We start from the raw sequence: 17,473 nt of genomic DNA, 5'->3' as shown, positions 1-17,473 counted from the left end.
CACGAAACAGCTTTCGTAGGAGCCAGCTTGCTGGCGATCCGGACGGGCACGAGCTAGTGGTTGCGTGCACCGCAATACATCTGCTCGTGAGCAAGCTCACTCCTACAGGTCTACGCGCGACAGCTTTTCGTAGGAGCCAGCTTGCTGGCGATCCGGATCGCACGAGACCTGAATTTGCGTGCACCGCAGTACATCTGCTCGCGAGCAAAATCCCACCTACAGGTCTGCGAGCGCACAGATGCCTTCAATCCCTCACCGCTTCTCGTTGAAGCAACTCTGACATAACCGGAACTGCCGCCCGGCGACGGGCATCGCCTTGCCGCATTTCTGGCATTGGCGGCTTCCTCCGGCCAGGCGTCGGCGATCCGAGCTGCGCGGTTTGCGCTGCCGCGACAACTCCCGGGTGATGGCGCCGTTGAGCAGGCTGCGATGCTGTTCGGCCTGCTCCAGTGCCGGGAAATGCGCGGGCAGAGTGCGTGCCAGATGCAGATAGGTTTCGATGACGTGTAGCGAGCTTTCCAGCGTCGCCAGGTCGGCATCGATCACCAGCCGCGGCAATGGATTCTCCTTATCTTGCGCGACCTTCTTCAGCCATTGCTGGGCAAATATTGCGGCCGGACTGTCGAGACCGCCCCGGATCGGCGTGCAGGCGAATATCCAGCGCAGCGGCAGATCGATGGTGGGGTCGTCGATCAGCTTGATCCATTCGGCCAGCTCGTCCGGCAGGATCGAGATGAATTCGTCGCCATAGTTGATATTGCGGTTGAAGGTCAGCCAGGCGCGTAGCAGGCTGGGCTCGTTCATCAGCTCAGAGATCGCCTGAAGGTGCTCGATCGAGGGGCGTACTTGAAATTGCGACAGGTCCACCGGCAGATCCTCGCTATAGAACAGACGCTTGATCGATTGCAACGTCTGCCCGTCGAGCGCGGTGATGAGGCCGCTGTCGTGATGGCCGAAGCGGCCAGCGCGCCCGCCGATCTGCTTGACCTCCTGCACCTTGAGTTGGCGATTCTGAATGCCGTCGTATTTTTCATCGGTGTAGAAACACAGGGTGTGCGCCGGCATGTTCAGGCCCATACCCACCGCATCGGTGGCGACCATGATGTCCGCCTCGCCTTCGCGAAAACGGCGTGCCTGTTCGCGGCGGACTTCCGGTGACAGCGCACCGTAGACCACCGAGACACTCTTGCCGGTCATTTCCAGCATGGCCTTGAGTTCGAGCACCGTCTTGCGGCTGAAGGCGACCAGCATCGAACCGGCGTCCAGTTGCTTGAGCGTGGTCGAACGTCGGGCCACGTCCACCGGGGAAAGACGTTTGGTGGATTGGACCACCAGATGGTCTTCGCACAGGTCGCAAAGGGTTTGCAGTGACGGCCGGATCAGCTCCGGACCCGTCATGATCAGGTCTCCGGTATAGGCGCTGACCAGCGCATCGACCCAGGCCCAGCCGCGTTGAGAGTCGGCCATCATCTGTACTTCGTCGATGACCGCCACGTCCCAGGATTCGCTGCGAAAGCGGGAAAACTCCTCCACCGTGCAGCAATAATGCGTGGCGCCTTCGCGGATGATTTCCTCCTCGCCGGTTACCAGCGAGCAGGGTACGCCCATGGACTCGATGCGCTCCTGGTTCTCCAGCGCCATCAGGCGCAAAGGGGAGAGGTAGATCGCTTTTTTGACGGCGGTCATGGCCTCGATGGCTCGATGCGTCTTGCCACTGTTGGTTGGACCCAGCAGTGCGGTCCAGGTGCGGGTGATGCGCCGTGCCGCGTACAACTTGTGGTAATGGACGAAGCGCGGGTTGTTCTCCAGCAGTACCGCGAAGGCCATCTTCTCCCGGTTGTCTTCACGGGCGAAGCGGATGGTCCGACGCAACTTCTTCGGCTCCATCATGAATATTTCGGTCAGGCGTTTTTCGCCGAGTAATTGCAGGTCGAAGTCCTGCGCTTCCTCGATCATCATCTCGAACTTGGCGTGCATCGCCTGGCGGTCTTCGTCCTTGAGATCCGCTACTTCGCGTTCGCTCAGCACATGTCCCTGACCACCGGGAATGCGCCGTTGCATGTCCAGCGTCACCTCGCCGTGGCGCAGTTCGACTACATAACGCAGCTCGTGGATCACCTCGTTAAGCGTGTCGACGGCGCGGGCGGCGAAGTCATTGATACGCGAAAGTCTGGCCGGCAGGCGATCCAGACTGCGCGCTTTCTGCTCGTCGCTCATGGTTGCGAAGGGGCGTTCGAGTACGTGAAGGCGATCGCGCACCAGGGCGCCGATTGCGGTGCACACGTTGCGCTCGAAATCCTCGATGGACGCGCTGTCGGCCAGGCGTAACGCGAAGTCCGGTTCCAGCAGATTCTGGACCGGACCGCAGTCCAGGGTTTTCTCGAGGCCGAACACGTCGATCTGGCAACTGATCTGGTTGACGTCCCGATTGAGCAGGCGGCCTATGAGCGTGGTGGGATCGCTGCCTTGCAGATTGGCCTCGACAGTGGGCTCATCGAGACCCAGCCAGAACAACCGCGCCGCGCGGCCGATCTCGGGCGGTTGATGACCCAGGTAGACGGAAAACCAATTCTCCTGGTGATTCTTCTTCGGCACGAAGTCCGGATGCCGCTCCGTTGTCCACGCCAGAAAGCGCTGAAGCCGCTCGAGCTTGACGGTATTGCGGTGTTTGACTTCGGCCTTGCGCATGATCGACGCCTCACTGATCAGATGACTACAGAAGTGTGGACAATCCGCTGCCGCAATACGAGCGAAACGGACTTCGTCATATTTGAGCGGGCCATGAGACGCAAAGTTGCCGCCGCCTGGGTCTCAGCGTGCAAAGCCGTATGTTCATGCCTTTCCCGAGATGCGCGCGGTCCTCAATCAGCTTTGCCTAGCAGGGCCTTGGTGATCGCTTTGCCGACTTGCTCGAATGCTGCGCCGGCTTCCTTGTCTTCGTCCAGTGCTTCGGCGCAAGCGACAATGACGATGGTATCGGCCTGCTTTTCGGCCAACGGCTCGATCACGCCCACATGGCATGCGCGTTCCAGCTGGGTGCCGGTTTTCTGGATGAAGGCCGCCTCGCTGGGCAGCCCGGCTTCGAGCCGATAAGCGTCGTAGCGGTCGATCTTCATGTCCTTGAACAGCAGGTCCCTGCTCGATTCGGACAGCAAGTCGCCCTGAGCCAGTTTTACCAGCAGCCTGCCGTATGACTCCAGGGTACTGGCGTTCAGATTGCGCGCGTAGTAACGCTCGTAGGCCTGCTCCATGCTGTCAGCCTTCAGCTCGCTGGTGGGGATGTTCAGGACCCGCGCCACCGCTTCGTAACGCGGCTTGCTGAACGGCGCAGAGGCGAGCTTCACCAGTTCGATGTTGTCCAGGTCCCGCGCGTCGGGGTGGAGTTCGCCGTAGACATCCCGGCGTACCTGGGTGAAGTCGGTGATTCGCTCGAAGCCTTTGCCGCCCATGTTCTTGCGGGTGCGCTCGTTCAATTCGTCCTCGCCGATCAGACGGATCAGCATGTTAGCGGCGGTGTTGTCGCTCTCGATCAGCATTTCGTTGAGCAGGCTGCGCAGCGAGTAGGCAACGCCTTCGTCCTGCCAGACCAGATCACCGGAGCCGTCGACCTTGTCGGTGGCCTGCAGGGTCATTTCCTCATCGATGCTGTGTTTACCTTCATCGATGCTCTGCAGCACGGCTACGGCAATCGGCACCTTGACTGCCGAGCCCAGATACCAGAAGCGGTCTGCATCGTGACTGAGCGACTTGCCGTCGCCCAGATGCTTGACGTAAACGCCCAACTTGCCGGGCGACTGCTCGTCGATGCGACGGATGTCCTGCTCGAGCGCCGAGCGCCAGGAGTCCGAATAGGCCTGCTCTTTGTAGGCCCAGAGCGCGAGCCCCAGGCCAACCAGAACAGGAAGGGCAAGCAGCTTTCTGTTACGCAAGCGGGGGTCATTCACAGACGTAGAACTCCAGAGGCGGTTATCGCTTCACCCGTGCCGCGCAACGCGCGTTCGGCCTTGGCGGTGGATGCGCCGCCGCGTACGCAGGCGACCACAACGATCTGGCCAGCGGGTTCGGCCTGGCGGTAGGGCGGCGGCGCGATCAGGCCCGCGTCGCAGATGCGCGAAACCTGAGTGCCGGTCTTGTGCGCGTAACCCACGGTTTTTGGCAGGCCTGCCTTGATACGTTGGGTGCCGGTTTCAACCCGATTCATCACGCTGATCAGGTATTCAGTGCTGGCACGTGACGCGGCTCTGCCTTGAATGAGTGCAGAAAGCAGATCGCCGTAGGCCTGCAAGGTCGCGGAATTGAAGGGCGTTGCGTAATAGCGCTTGTAAGCCTCAGCCAAACTGATTTTCTGGAATTCGCTCCGCTGAACGCCGATCAGTTTCGCCAGCAACGATAGCCGACCGGCTTCCTGGGGTTGTTGCTTCAGCCGCAGGAAGTCCCGACCGGAAAGCTGGCTGGCAGCGGGATGAAATTCGCCGTAGATGAGCCTGCGAACATCCGCCAGACGGGTGATAGGGCCAAAGCCCTGCGGAACCAGCTCTGCGGTGACGGCGTTGATCGCGTCGAGCCCGACCAGGCTGATCAGCAGGTCGCTGGCGGTGTTGTCGCTGTGGATCAGCATCTGGTCCATCAGGTAACGAACGCTCAGCGGCGTGCCCGGTTTGTGGCTGTTGGTGGGTCCGGCGCCATCCACGTAGTCTGATTCCATCAGGCGGACCGTCGTATCCAGGCTCATGGTCCCCTCATCAATACGCCGCATGATGGCGATGGCTATGGGCACCTTGACCGTCGAGGCGAGATACCAGACCTCGTCGCCGTGATAGGACGCCGACACGCCACTGTCCAGATCCTTGAGATAAACGCCCAGTTCGCCTGATGTCTGCTCGTCGACCTTGGCGATGCGCTCGAGAAAGTCCTCCGCCCAACTGAATCCTTCCTGAGCGAACGCATGTGAGGGCGCTGCGAAAAGCGTTGCGGCCATGAACAGAGATGCTGCGAAAGCGGAGGGGGACCTTTGCTTGAATCGAGACAACACTGCGGGCAGACCTCTCTTGTGGATGTGGATACCAGCTATTGACCCTTCCTGTCCCTGCATGTGCGGCAGAGGTGACGTGACTAAATATTTGGTTACCGAATCCACGTCTGGACTGAGCTGAGGCCCTCGTACGGGTGCGCTGGGCCATCCAGGTCATCCGCATGCCCGGTACTGGGCAGTCGGTATGCGAAACATCGAACGACTGGCCGCAGCGCAACGTCCTACTCCTTGGTGGCATTTCGCAGGCGATAAGGCAGGGCAGTGCGTGGGGCAGGTCAGTAAGGAAAAATTCATCGGGCTCGAATGGCTGCGCTTTTCGCTCGGCATGTACATCGTGTGTTTCCACACGCTTCACAACTATGCCGAGGAGTACCTGCCGGGGTGGCTGGCGGACATGACAGGCGTGGGGTTCTTCGCCACCAGCAGCTTCTTCGTGCTGTCAGGGTTTTTGCTGGCCCATGTCTACTGCCAGCAAGGCCAGCTGCGTGAGCCGGGCCGCAGCTTCCTCAGCAGGCGTTTCGCCAATCTTTACCCGCTGCACCTGTTCTCCCTCGCCTTGACCGGGGTGGTGCTGTTCATCATCGCCAAGCTCGGTATTCCGCCTGACGACGTCAAAGCGACGTTGCGCTTCGTGGTCTACGACACCAATGAAGACCTGGGCGATGCGTCACGCGAAGCGTTGGAGCACTACATGGGCAACGGTGAGCTGCTGCTCAACTTCGTGTTGCAGCTGCTCATGCTGCAGGCCTGGAATCCCTATTACCTGACGTTCAACCCGCCGCTGTGGTCGATTTCCACGCTGTTCTTCTTCTATCTGACCTTTCCTTTGCTGGCTCCTCGGCTGATGAACCTGCGACACAAGGGGCCCTGGCTAGGGGTGATTATGGTGATCTATCTGCTGCCGCCTCTGTGGGCCGTCCTGCAGCAGGAATACGGCATCCCCATCACCGGCATGCTGCACCGCATGCCTTTGCTGCGCCTGCCCGAGTTTCTCGGCGGCATTCTGCTGTACGGCTTGTTTCGCGACATGCAGATCCAGGAGCGCGTACCGCGTTTGGGCGGACGATTGTTGATGGCAAGCTTCGTTCTGGGATGTTTCGTGGCCGCGATCTGGTTGCTCAAAGGGGAAAAATACTGGTACTTCCTCCTGCATAACGGCTTGTTGCTACCCTCGCAGCTGGCGCTGATCTACCTGTTCGCGCTGATCTCGACACCGGCCAGCACAGGGCTGAATCGCTGGTCCCAGCGTCTGGGGGCCGCGTCCTTGCCGCTGTTCGTGCTGCATGTGCCGGTCTTCATCCTGTTCTCACGCTCGGAGAAGCTGCTGGGGGTGTTTTCGCCGGGCTGTATCAACGCATGGAGCGAGTGTGCAACCCAGGCAGGCGAGCAGTCCCTGTCGCTGTGGTTCTATCCGATTTACCTGCTGCTGACCGTGGCGATCTGCCTCTGGGCTCAGGAACACGCCGTGGTGCCAACTCGCAAACGGCTGCTCAGGTGGTTGCCGGTCCAACCGAAGTCGGCATGAGCGGAGCGGGGCGATGAAAGACACCCCAGCGATATATCTCGGCACCGCCGGTTGGAGCCTTCCGCGTGAGCAATGGCAAGCTTTTCCGGTCGCCGGCACGCACTTGCAGCGCTATGCAGATCGGTTCGGTGCGGTGGAGATCAACAGTTCGTTCTATCGCCCCCATCGTCCGGCAACCTATGCCAAGTGGGCAGTCAGCGTGCCGACAGGGTTCCGCTTTTGCGTGAAGGTGCCCAAGCAGATCACTCATGAGCAAAGGCTGATCGGGTGCGAAGCATTGCTCGAGCGGTTTCTGCATGAATGTGAGCATTTAGGCGAAAAGCTGGGGTGCCTGCTGGTCCAGCTACCACCGTCGCTGGCCTTCGATCCGGCGAGCGCCGAAGGTTTTCTCGACGCATTGCGAGCGCGTTTCGAGGGCTCTATCGCTGTCGAGCCGCGCCACCCGAGTTGGCTGGAGGCTGAAACCCTGTTGCAGCAGGCCCGGATCGGGAGAGTCGCTGCGGACCCTGCGCCTTTCGCCGAATCCGCAGAACCCGGTGGCTGGTCGGGTTTGCGCTATTACCGTCTGCATGGCTCGCCGAAAATCTACTACTCGGCCTACGACGCCGATAGGCTCGATTCGCTGGCTGCGCGCCTGAGTAGCGGGAATGAAGACGCAGCCTGCTGGTGCATTTTCGACAACACGGCAAGCGGGGCTGCGACGGCCGATGCGCTTGCCCTTCAAGAGCGTCTCTTGCAGAGCTGAATCCGCTACAGGCTCGTTACCTGTGAAACCTTTACCCGCTGCCATCGCTTCATGGGACATATAACGAAACGGTCCCGATGTGGACGGCATCGGTATGTTCGTAATTTTCCGCTACTGTTGAGAATTCATCTCACCGCAGGAATGGATCCATGAACAAGACATGCATTGCCCTGGCGCTGGCCGGGATGGTCGGTGTTGCCGAGGCGGCAGTGGTGGTCAAGCCGCACGCTTATGAAATAGACGGTGAGGCCTTCGAAGGCTTGATCATCTATGACGATGCAGTAACCACCCCGCGGCCAGGCTTGATGATGGTCCCCAACTGGCTGGGGGTGACCGAACGGTCGGCGGAAAAGGCAGCGCGCGCGGCTGGCGACAAGTATGTGGTGTTCATGGCCGACATGTACGGCAAATCAGTACGACCTTCCAATCCCGATGAGGCCAAGGCTGCTGCCACATCGGTGCGTAGCGATCGCGCGCTGATGCGCAAGCGCGCTCAAGCGGCAGTGAAGGCCTTCGAGGCGCAAAGCGTCGTGCCGGTGGATACCGCGAAAATGGCTGCTATCGGCTTCTGTTTCGGCGGTGGCGCGGTGCTCGAATTGGCGCGCTCAGGCTCCGAACTCGATGCTTTCATCTCGTTCCATGGCAACCTCGATACGCCAAACCCCGACGATGCCAAGCAGATAAAGGCGCCTGTGCTGGTGTTGCACGGTGCCGATGACCCGGCTGTTCCGCAGGAGCAGGTCGATGGGTTTGTCGCCGAAATGAAAGCCACTGATGTGGATTGGCAGTTGGTCAGTTATGGCAATGCCGTTCATTCGTTCACCGATCCCTACGCCAATGTACCGGGTCGCAATGAGTACCATCCAGAAGTGGCGAAGCGAGCATTTCAGGCCATGAATGATCTGCTCGATGAGAGATTCGCTGCGCAGTGACACAGAGCGGGGCCTGACGGTAATTGGAAACGCGGGCTCAGTATCTTCGCAAGCCCGCTGGCCGCATCGACCTAACGCGGAATGATCCGTACCCGCCCAGCGGTGTTGTCACGCCCCGCAGCCTTCTCGTTTTCCGCACGGCCCGGGATGTTGCCATTGTCAGCGCCGCGATCCGGTGTGGCCATGCCGTTGAGCTTTCGCTCGTCTTCACTGATGGAGGAGGCGTCGGGATAGCCGGTGGTCAGGGTTTCGGTACTGGCGGTGACTGGCGTTGCATCATCGCTGCCCCATGTGGCACTGCGCTCATCGATGTCGATAGCACCGTTGCGCTCCATGACCTGCTCGACCATCGCGACCTGGCTATCGTCGTCCAGCGTGACGGTGACTACGGTGGAGCCGCGGCGCGCTGCCTCCGGATAGCGGCCGGCATGCTTGCTCGAATCATCACCAAAGACCTTGCTGAAGAAGCTGCCGAGTTTATCGGCGACCGTGGCGTCTTCGTCTGGCTCTTCGCCTATGACTTCGACGCGGCTGCTGTCGACCGTTTCAGGGTTGGATGAGGCGGATATCTGGATGGCGCCACTGGCAATACCCTGGCTCAGCAGCTCGGATTTGACTAGTTCGGCTTCGGCGTATCGGTCGAAGGCCGCGATGAGAATCTGGGTCATGTATGTACCTCAAGGTGTGCAGCCGAGGCTGCGTTGACACATGTAGCAAGCGCCTGGATCTGATCAATCAGACGCACGCCGTCCTGTCTATTGGGCGCAGGGGGCGGGGCATTGGTTCCGGTCGTTCTCATTACCCCATGATTCGTGAATCGGGTCTGGCTCAGGCCGCACCGTCCTGGCGCGGCTCCCTGTTACGGCTGCACGGCTTCTAGCCGTTGACGACTTTTCCGCCGTTGATATGAATGGTCTGCCCGCTGACGTAAGAGGAGTCCTCGCAGGCCAGGTAGACGTAGGCGGGGCCGAGTTCGGATGGTTGTCCGCAACGGCCCATGGGCATCTGGCTGCCAAAATCCTCCAGTAGCTGCGGGTCGTGCTTGCCAAGGGTGGCCGGTTGCAGCGGCGTCCATATTGGACCCGGCGCGATCTGGTTGACGCGGATATCGCGTTCGATCAGCTGCTGTGACAGGGCCCGGGTGAATCCGTCGATGGCGCCTTTGGTCGAGGTGTAGTCGACCAGCATCGGATTGCCGATGAATGAGTTGATCGAGGTGGTGTTGATGATCGAAGCGCCGGCTTTCAAATGCCGCAGGGCCGCGCGGGTGAGGTAGAAGTAGCCGTGGATATTGGTGGCGAACGTCTTTTCCCACTGCTCGTCGGTGATGTCTTCCAGCCGCGTCTGCACTTCCTGGCGGCCAGCGTTGTTGACCAGCACATCCAGGCGGCCAAAGATCTTCACGGTTTGCTCCACGGCATCCTTGCAGTAGCTGCTGTCGCGGATGTCGCCGGGCAGCAGCAGGCAACGCTGGCCCTCGGCTTCGATCATGCGCATCGCGTCTTTGGCATCGTCGTGCTCGTCCAGATACATGATGGCGACGTCCGCGCCTTCACGGGCGAAGTGCACGGCCGCGGCACGACCGATGCCGCTATCACCACCGCTGACCAGCGCAACCTTGCCAGCCAGTTTGCCGCTGCCCTTGTAGCTGTCACGAATGAATTCGGCAGGTGGCTGCATCTCGCTTTCCAGTCCGGGTAGACGGTCCTGCTTCTGCGCGTGAATCTTCGGGTAGCTCATACAATCTCCAGTCGTGTGAATGCTTGCTGTAGATACGGCCGGTGGCTGAGAGGAAAAGTTTCGGCAGGACGCCGAGCGGTGGTGAGCGCCTATCGACGAGCATAGGCTCTGTTTCGATAGATGGCGCTTGGCCATATGCGTTCGCTGGCCTATAGTGCCGCCCGCCAAGGACGGCCGCCGCACCCCAGCGAAGGGTGGGTAAGGCCGTTCACGCTTACCACCTACAAGGGAATGACGATGAAAACCAAGCAACTCCTGGCACTGCCACTGATCGCGGTACTGCTTTCCGCCTGTACCGCTACCACCTCGCTGCGCTCCAGCGACCCGAGCCTTGCCGTCAAGATCAACGACGACGCGCCGCTGGTGCTCAAGGCTCCTGTCACCAAGACCTACAAGGCCACCAGCTTTGGCCAATACCGCTTCCGCGCCACCCAGGAAGGCATGGAGCCGATGTACGGCCTGGTCCCGCTCAAGTTCAACAGCGGCTACCTGGTTGCAGACATCCTGTTCTTCGCGCCGGCTGCCTTTTACAACCTGCGTGAGGTCTACCCGTTCTACGAATTCGATGTGGCGCAGGGCGTGGTGCGCTACAAGAAGAAAGAGCAGGACCAATGGACCAGCTACAAGCCCACTGCGGCCGAGGTCGAGCGCGCGCGCGCCTACTTCAATCAATAATCGACACGCCTGAACCGTAGCAAGCGCCACGACATCTTCGCTGGCGTCCCATGTAGGAGCCAGCTTGCTGGCGATCTTCTCTGCACCGCGCAGGCGTGGATCGCCAGCATGCTGGCTCCTACAACAGCATGATCCGCGGCTTGTCCATGCCGTAGGGGCCGCCCAGTTCGCTACAGATTCGGTGCCGGTCTGCCATCGGTCGCCATATGCTTTCACGGCCTGACAATCGATCGACTGCACGCGTAGAATCCGCGCCGCTCCAGCTGTTCCGCATCACGCCCTCCAATTGCTATCGCTGCCATCCCGCGTGCATTACTGCATGGCGGGCGATCTGCGTTGTGGCGGGAAAGGGAATAGGGATTTCTTACATATTGTTCGTCAAGCTGCACGGTGCCGTCCTGGCGCGTCGCGGTTGACGATTGAACAGCAGTTTCAGATATCGCCCACATGAACGAATCGCAAAGCTCCCACGGCGGGAGTTGGCTCAGCGTTGTCGCGCTGGCCCTGGCCGCTTTCATTTTCAACACCACCGAGTTCGTCCCGGTCGCCTTGCTCAGCGACATCGGTCGGTCATTCGATATGCCGCCGTCACAGGTCGGCCTGATGCTGACAATTTATGCCTGGGTGGTAGCCCTCATGTCGCTGCCGATGATGCTGATGACCCGCAACATCGAGCGGCGCACGCTGCTTATGTTCGTTTTCGCGGTGTTCGTCGGTAGCCACCTGGTGTCCAGCGTGGCGTCGAGTTTCGGCATGCTGATGGTCAGCCGTATAGGTATCGCGCTTTCTCACGCGGTGTTCTGGTCGATCACCGCCTCGCTGGCGGTGCGCGTTGCGCCGCCAGGCAAGCAGGCTCAAGCACTTGGGCTGCTGGCTACCGGCAGCGCGCTGGCGATGGTGCTTGGGATCCCGTTGGGTCGCGTGGTGGGGGAGGCGCTGGGTTGGCGCACAACGTTCCTGTCGATCGCCGGGATCGCGGCGCTGGTGGTGCTGGTGCTCGCGCGGACGTTGCCGCTGTTGCCAAGCCAGAACTCCGGCTCGCTGCGCAGTCTTCCGGTGCTATTCAAGCGCCCGGCCCTGGTTGCGACCTACGTGTTGACGGCGCTGGTGATCACCGCCCAGTTCACCGCTTACACCTACATCGAACCCTTCGCGCAGACCATTGCACACCTGAGTGGTGACATGACGACCGTATTGCTGCTGTTGTTCGGCGGCGCGGGCATTCTCGGCTCCTTCCTGTTCAGCCGCTACAGCGGTCGGTATCCGAAAGGCTTCATGATTGCAGCCATTTCGGTCATGGCAACCTGCTTGTTGCTGTTGCTGTTGCTGCCAGCCGCTCGTAACAGCTCGCTGCTGGGCATGCTGGTGGTGGTATGGGGAATCGCCGGCATGTGCTTCGGTCTGGCGCTGCAAACCAAGGTGCTGAATCTGGCGTCCGACGCGACTGACGTCGCCATGGCGATGTTCTCGGGTATCTACAACATCGGTATTGGCGGTGGCGCGCTGCTGGGTAGCGTAGTGACTCAGCAGTTGGGGCTCAGTAACGTGGGTATCGTGGGTGGTTTGCTGGCGGTCAGCGGGGTGTTGCTCTGCTGTTTCGCCACCTACCGTTTTGCGCGGCCAATGGATAGCGCTGCAGCATAGTGACGGCGGAGCGATCTGCTCCGCCGGGGTGACATGCCAGTGTTTTACTTGAGTTCGCTGGCGAAGCGGCCGACGGCGCTGACTACCTGCTTGGCGCCGTCCTGAATCTCGACGATCACTTCACCGGCCTGATTGGCCAGGGCCAGGCCCTCCGAGGCCTGCTCACGGCTGTTGGCCATTTCCCGTACCGCGTCGTCCACCAATGTCTGGTTTTTCTGCACGACCGCGATGATCTCTTCGGTGGCCGCACTGGTGCGGCCTGCCAACTGCCGCACCTCATCGGCCACGACGGCGAAACCGCGACCTTGCTCACCCGCACGAGCCGCTTCGATGGCGGCGTTGAGCGCAAGCAGATTGGTCTGCGCAGCAATGCCGCCGATGGTCTGCACGATGGAGCTGATCAGATGCGATTGCTGCCCGAGTGCTTCGATACCCTGAGTGGCCGATTCAACTTCTGCAGCGACACGCTGCATGGTCAATACGGTGTCCTTCACGACAGCGGCGCCGCGTACGGCAGCGGTGTCTGTATGGCGTGAAATGTCGTAGGCAATACTGGCCGCCTCACGGACTTCTTCCTCACGATTGACCTGATCGGTGACGACACTGGCGAATTTGACCACCTTGCAGAGGTTGCCTTCGGGGTCATAAACCGGGTTATAGGTCGCTTCCAGCCATAGGTCCCGGCCGTGGCTGTCAACGCGCTTGAAGCGGTCTGAAACGAACTCGCCACGATTGAGCGTCTGCCAGAACTGCTGATACTGCGGCGAGGCGGCGTCGGCGGCAGTACAGAAGATGCTGTGATGTTTGCCCACGATCTGGTTGAGCGAATACCCGGTCGCCTGCAGGAACTGCTCATTGGCGGTCACGATCTTGCCGTCGAGGCTGAACTGGATCACCGCCGTGGAACGGAACAAGGCATTGATGAACGCCTCGTTTTCCTTCGATAGCTGCAATTCTTTAGTGATCTCGCGGCCGAAGCCTCGAATCTCGGCCAACTCGCCCCGGTCGTTGGTGATCGGATACCAGTCGATATGAATCCACTTCAAGCTGCCGTCCACGTGCAGGAAGCGGTAATCGTCATCGACGGGCTTGCGATGAGAAACGGCGCTGATGAAACTTTTGAAGCAGGGTAGGTTTTTGACGTACGCCGGAACGATATCCAGCATCGCGCGACCCTGCAGCTGGTCGACCCGGTAGCCAAGGGTCTGGGCACACTTTTCATTCAACGAGACCATGCGGAACTCGGAGTCCAGCGTGATGGCGAGCATCGTAGCTGTCATCTGGTCGTGCATTTGGCGCAGCGGGGACAGTTCCGCGCTTTGCTGTTGAAGTTGTTCCTTGAGTCGGCCGTTGAACATGGGTGCACCGAAGCGATTGAGTTGACGTTCCTTGCTATCGGCGTCATTTGCCACGGCTTTAGCAGCTGGCTGGTAGTCGATTCCTGCCGCTCGAGTTTGAGTAAGGTGCCCATCCCATTCCTCGGCTTATCTGCGTCTGGATAGGCTGTCTCGCCGCCTCTCGCTGCGGCAGTCGACTCCTCTATTCGACCCGCTCCAACCGCACCCGGATGACGCCTGAACGGGTGCTGCCGATGCGCTCGAACGCCGCTTTAGACAGGTCGATGATTCGGCCACGGACGAACGGGCCGCGATCGTTGATACGCACGACGACGCTTTTGCCATTGCGGATATTGGTCACACGCACCTTGGTGCCGAAAGGCAGGGTGCGATGAGCTGCAGTCAGGGAGCCTTGGTCGAAGCGCTCGCCGTTAGCGGTCTGCTTGTTGTGATGCTGACTGCCGTAGAAGGATGCCTTACCCGATCCGAGCTGCTCGCTGGCCGAGGTTGATGGCGTTGGCGATTGCGGCGATGTAGGCGTTCTTTGCGGCTGGCTCGTGCACCCTGCGATGAAAGCGACCAATAGCAGGGCAGCTGTCCAACTCACGGACTTTCGTAGCATGTTCGATCCTTGTGTCATGGCGGCGCTCCCCATCCTCTACTCGTTACGACGGGCACGGTGCCAGTAAGAGTGTCGTATCGCCATTAAGTTTTCCTGGTAAGCGAAACGGTGGGCGTTCATGGATAGAAACCGTCCTACAAGAAATCTTCCGGTGGGCCAGGCCATGCCGCGGCTCCCTAGCCGTCAATGGCACGAAACTGCGGGCGGCAGCGCTGCCGCCCGCTCAACGAGCGATTCGACTTTTTACTGGCTGGGCTTTGCGAGCCATTTGTCTGCGATGCGCTTGTATTCGCCGGTGGCCTTGGTCAGGTGCAACCACTGATCCACGTAAGCCTTGAACGCCATATCGTCACGTGGGAGCAGAAAAGCCTTCTCGCTGTATTGCAGCGGACTTTCCGGGTTCACCGCGCAAAGGGTCGGGTAGTTACGTTGCTGATACAGCGCCTCGGATGAGTCGGTGATCATCACGTCGGCCTTGTTATCGGCGACGGATTTGAATATCACGGTGTTGTCGTCGAAAAGCTCGAGCTGCGCCTTGGGCAGCTCTCGGTGCACGAAGGCTTCATTGGTACCGCCCGGTGGCTCGATCAGGCGCACCGAAGGCTGATTGAGTTGTTCGATGGTCTGGTATTTCTCCACCTCGTCGCAACGCACGAAGGGAATCTTGCCGTCCACGGCGATCGGCTCACTGAAGAACGCTTTTTTCTGGCGCTCCAGCGAAATAGAGACACCGCCCACCGCCATGTCACATCGAGCGAGGAAGTCCGGCATCAGGGTTTTCCAGGTGGTCGGCACCCACTCGACTTCAACGCCGAGACTCTTGGCGAGCGACTCGGTGAGCGCGATGTCGATGCCTTCATACTGCTTATCGTCGCGCAAGAAAGTGTAGGGCTTGTAGTCGCCGGTGGTGCAAACCTTCAACGCTCCGCGCTGTTGGACTTCATCGAGCAATGAAGAAGTGGGCGCCGCGATGGTCGCGCCGCTGGCCAGCAAGATGCCAGCCGCAATCAAAGATCTCATGGTGTTTCCTTGCTTGAGCACGCCTGGATAGGCAGCGGTTATTGTTCTGGCCCGTTTATTTCGGGCATGTCGAACCTACCGGACGGCAGACCGGGCTCACAAGGATTAACTGAGCGGGGATTGGGCGCAGCTGCTCTGCCGCAGCCGCGCGGTATGCATCAGGCGTGCGGCTTGCTACGAATGGTCTTCATCAGGTCGGCCGGCGTGATGTGCCCAACCACGCCGCTCGTGCTACCCGGCTGCGGCAGGTTGAGGATGTTGCCCTTGATCTTGCCGATCACGTGCATCTCGCAGGGCTTGCAATCGAACTTCAAGGTCAGCACCTCATCGCCGTGCACCAGTTGCATGGGGGCGACCTTGGTGCGTACGCCCGTCACGCCCTTGGCCTGTTTCGGGCAGAGGTTGAAGGAGAAGCGCAGGCAGTGCTTGGTAATCATCACCGGCACCTCGCCTGTTTCTTCATGGGCCTCGTAAGCTGCATCGATCAGCTGCACGCCGTAGCGGTGATAAAAGGCCCGCGCTTTCTCGTTGTAAACGTTGGCAAGAAAGGAGAGGTGCGCTTCCGGGTAGACCGGCGGCGGCACGCTGACGGCCTTGCGACTGCCCAGTGGACGCATGGTTTCACGGGCTTCGGTGACTGCCTCGATGGCTTCACGGCGCAAGGCCTTGAGCTGCGAATTGGGGATAAAGAAGGCTTGGGGTGCATCCACCTCGACTTCTTCGGCGTGGTAGATCGTGGTGCCCAATTGGCTCAGCAGATCGGCAATCTGGCCGGGCACCTGCTCGGGCTTTTTTGCTTCGCCGAAGGGGCCGGCCAGCGAGACGGTGGCGTAGGCGCCTTCTTCGCTGGTGACGTGCAGCTCTAGCTCGTCGGCACGCAGCTTGGCCAGCCAGCGTACTCCGATGCGGCGCTCGGCCGAGGTCTTGAGCAGCGCGTTCTGCCAGTTATGGTCCAGATTGCGGTTCAGCGGATGGTTCGGTCGCAGCTGGCGAAGGGCGGCGGGCATCTCGTTGGGCTCGACGCGGTACTTCCAAAGCGCCTGGCCGTCTTCTTCGGACTGCCCCAGTGGCTCCACCACGCTGGCGCGAAAGCCCACTACCTCGCGCTTGACCAGCACGTTGAGGCCGTCACCATTGGACAACGGCTCGCGCGTCTGCACGGTGAGGTCGTACTTGCCGACCTTGAGCACTTCACCCACCGCTAGGCCGGTGAACGTTGGCGAGTCGAAAGCGCCGATGTCGATCTTGCGGTCAGTGACGAAGTAATCGGTGCTTCCGCGATGGAAGGTTTTGTCCGGGTCTGGGACGAAGAAATGGTCGGTACGGCCGCTGGATGCGCGTTGCAGGTCGGTTCGGTCCTCGAGAATCTCGTCAAGGCGCTGGCGGTAGTAAGCGGTGATGTTCTTCACGTAGCTCACATCCTTGTAACGCCCTTCGATCTTGAACGATCGCACGCCAGCATCGACCAGCGCTCGGAGGTTGGCGCTCTGGTTATTGTCCTTCATCGAGAGCAGGTGCTTGTCGAAAGCAACGACGCGACCCTGGTCGTCCTTGAGCGTGTAAGGCAGCCGACAAGCCTGGGAACAGTCGCCGCGGTTGGCGCTGCGACCGGTCTGCGCGTGGGAAATGTTGCACTGACCAGAAAACGCCACACAAAGCGCGCCGTGGATGAAGAATTCGATGGCCGAATCCACCTCATCGGCGATCGCACGAATCTCCTGCAAGTTCAGCTCGCGTGCGAGCACAAGCTGCGAGAAGCCAGCCTTGGACAGAAAGCTGGCCCGCTCCAGCGTTCGGATATCGGTCTGGGTGCTGGCGTGCAGTTCGATCGGAGGGATGTCCATTTCCATCACGCCCATGTCCTGCACGATCAGCGCATCGACGCCGATTTCGTAAAGCTGCCAGATCAGCGCCCGAGCGGCTTCCAGCTCGTTGTCATGCAGGATGGTGTTGATGGTGACGAACACCCGCGCATGGAACAAATGCGCAAAGGTCACCAGCTCAGCGATGTCCGCCACGCTGTTTTCAGCATTATGCCGCGCCCCGAAACTCGGCCCGCCGATGTACACCGCATCGGCGCCATGCAGGATGGCTTCACGTGCAATGGTCGTGTCCCGAGCAGGGGAGAGCAGTTCGAGGTGATGTTGGGGCAAGGACATGAGCGCGGACCGGGTGTAGATGAAGGCGCGCATTGTAAAGGC

Annotated in this window: 14 protein-coding genes; 5 read left to right on the top strand and 9 right to left on the bottom strand. The window is 60.3% G+C overall.

What is annotated here, in order from left to right; genetic code table 11:
• Window positions 1–252: 252 nt before the first annotated feature.
• From EA797_RS06955 to EA797_RS06945, 3 genes are all read right to left on the bottom strand, one after another.
• Window positions 253–2,688: a helicase-related protein gene (locus EA797_RS06955; RefSeq protein ID WP_122164385.1), complete on the bottom strand. Its 2,436-nt coding sequence runs from the start codon at window positions 2,686–2,688 to the stop codon at window positions 253–255.
• 173 nt (window positions 2,689–2,861) lie between these two features.
• Window positions 2,862–3,914 carry a serine hydrolase gene (locus tag EA797_RS06950; protein ID WP_122164728.1) on the bottom strand — a complete coding sequence of 351 codons (1,053 nt, stop codon included), beginning with the start codon at window positions 3,912–3,914 and terminating at the stop codon, window positions 2,862–2,864.
• 26 nt (window positions 3,915–3,940) lie between these two features.
• Window positions 3,941–4,978, bottom strand: a complete 1,038-nt coding sequence (locus EA797_RS06945) for a serine hydrolase (RefSeq protein WP_122164384.1) — start codon at window positions 4,976–4,978, stop codon at window positions 3,941–3,943.
• Between the two features lie 238 nt (window positions 4,979–5,216).
• Here EA797_RS06945 and EA797_RS06940 point away from each other — a divergent pair, with 238 nt between their 5' ends.
• The 3 genes from EA797_RS06940 (at window position 5,217) to EA797_RS06930 (ending at window position 8,234) form a co-directional block, all read left to right on the top strand.
• Window positions 5,217–6,557 (top strand): acyltransferase family protein, encoded by a 1,341-nt coding sequence (locus EA797_RS06940; protein ID WP_122164383.1) that lies wholly within the window; start codon window positions 5,217–5,219, stop codon window positions 6,555–6,557.
• A gap of 13 nt (window positions 6,558–6,570) precedes the next feature.
• Window positions 6,571–7,302, top strand: coding sequence for a DUF72 domain-containing protein (locus EA797_RS06935; protein WP_122164382.1), 732 nt, complete (start codon window positions 6,571–6,573; stop codon window positions 7,300–7,302).
• A 185-nt stretch (window positions 7,303–7,487) separates the two neighbouring features.
• Window positions 7,488–8,234, top strand: coding sequence for a dienelactone hydrolase family protein (locus tag EA797_RS06930; protein WP_425275566.1), 747 nt, complete (start codon window positions 7,488–7,490; stop codon window positions 8,232–8,234).
• A gap of 71 nt (window positions 8,235–8,305) precedes the next feature.
• Here the strand turns inward: EA797_RS06930 and EA797_RS06925 are convergent, their stop codons facing one another.
• Window positions 8,306–8,902, bottom strand: a complete 597-nt coding sequence (locus EA797_RS06925) for a hypothetical protein (RefSeq protein ID WP_122164380.1) — start codon at window positions 8,900–8,902, stop codon at window positions 8,306–8,308.
• Window positions 8,903–9,110: 208 nt separating this feature from the next.
• Complete coding sequence (locus EA797_RS06915) at window positions 9,111–9,974, bottom strand: SDR family oxidoreductase (protein WP_122164378.1); 864 nt, start codon at window positions 9,972–9,974, stop codon at window positions 9,111–9,113.
• Window positions 9,975–10,211: 237 nt separating this feature from the next.
• On the opposite strand from EA797_RS06915, the gene EA797_RS06910 reads away from it, so the two are divergent.
• Window positions 10,212–10,649, top strand: coding sequence for a hypothetical protein (locus EA797_RS06910; protein WP_122164377.1), 438 nt, complete (start codon window positions 10,212–10,214; stop codon window positions 10,647–10,649).
• A gap of 447 nt (window positions 10,650–11,096) precedes the next feature.
• Complete coding sequence (locus EA797_RS06905) at window positions 11,097–12,293, top strand: sugar transporter (RefSeq protein ID WP_122164376.1); 1,197 nt, start codon at window positions 11,097–11,099, stop codon at window positions 12,291–12,293.
• A 44-nt stretch (window positions 12,294–12,337) separates the two neighbouring features.
• On the opposite strand, the gene EA797_RS06900 is transcribed toward EA797_RS06905, so the two are convergent.
• From EA797_RS06900 to EA797_RS06885, 4 genes are all read right to left on the bottom strand, one after another.
• Window positions 12,338–13,651 carry a PAS domain-containing methyl-accepting chemotaxis protein gene (locus EA797_RS06900; protein WP_122164727.1) on the bottom strand — a complete coding sequence of 438 codons (1,314 nt, stop codon included), beginning with the start codon at window positions 13,649–13,651 and terminating at the stop codon, window positions 12,338–12,340.
• 181 nt (window positions 13,652–13,832) lie between these two features.
• On the bottom strand, window positions 13,833–14,252 hold the full coding sequence (locus EA797_RS06895) for a septal ring lytic transglycosylase RlpA family protein (RefSeq protein ID WP_122164375.1): 420 nt from the start codon (window positions 14,250–14,252) through the stop codon (window positions 13,833–13,835).
• A gap of 243 nt (window positions 14,253–14,495) precedes the next feature.
• Window positions 14,496–15,272, bottom strand: a complete 777-nt coding sequence (locus EA797_RS06890; protein WP_122164374.1) for a transporter substrate-binding domain-containing protein — start codon at window positions 15,270–15,272, stop codon at window positions 14,496–14,498.
• Between the two features lie 158 nt (window positions 15,273–15,430).
• Window positions 15,431–17,431 carry a peptidase U32 family protein gene (locus tag EA797_RS06885; RefSeq protein ID WP_122164726.1) on the bottom strand — a complete coding sequence of 667 codons (2,001 nt, stop codon included), beginning with the start codon at window positions 17,429–17,431 and terminating at the stop codon, window positions 15,431–15,433.
• Between the last annotated feature and the right edge of the window lie 42 nt (window positions 17,432–17,473).

Source organism: Stutzerimonas zhaodongensis (assembly GCF_003696365.1).
Classification (GTDB): domain Bacteria; phylum Pseudomonadota; class Gammaproteobacteria; order Pseudomonadales; family Pseudomonadaceae; genus Stutzerimonas; species Stutzerimonas zhaodongensis.
The sequence above is the reverse complement of the archived record's forward strand: the minus strand, read 5'-3'. Positions and strand labels throughout refer to the sequence as shown.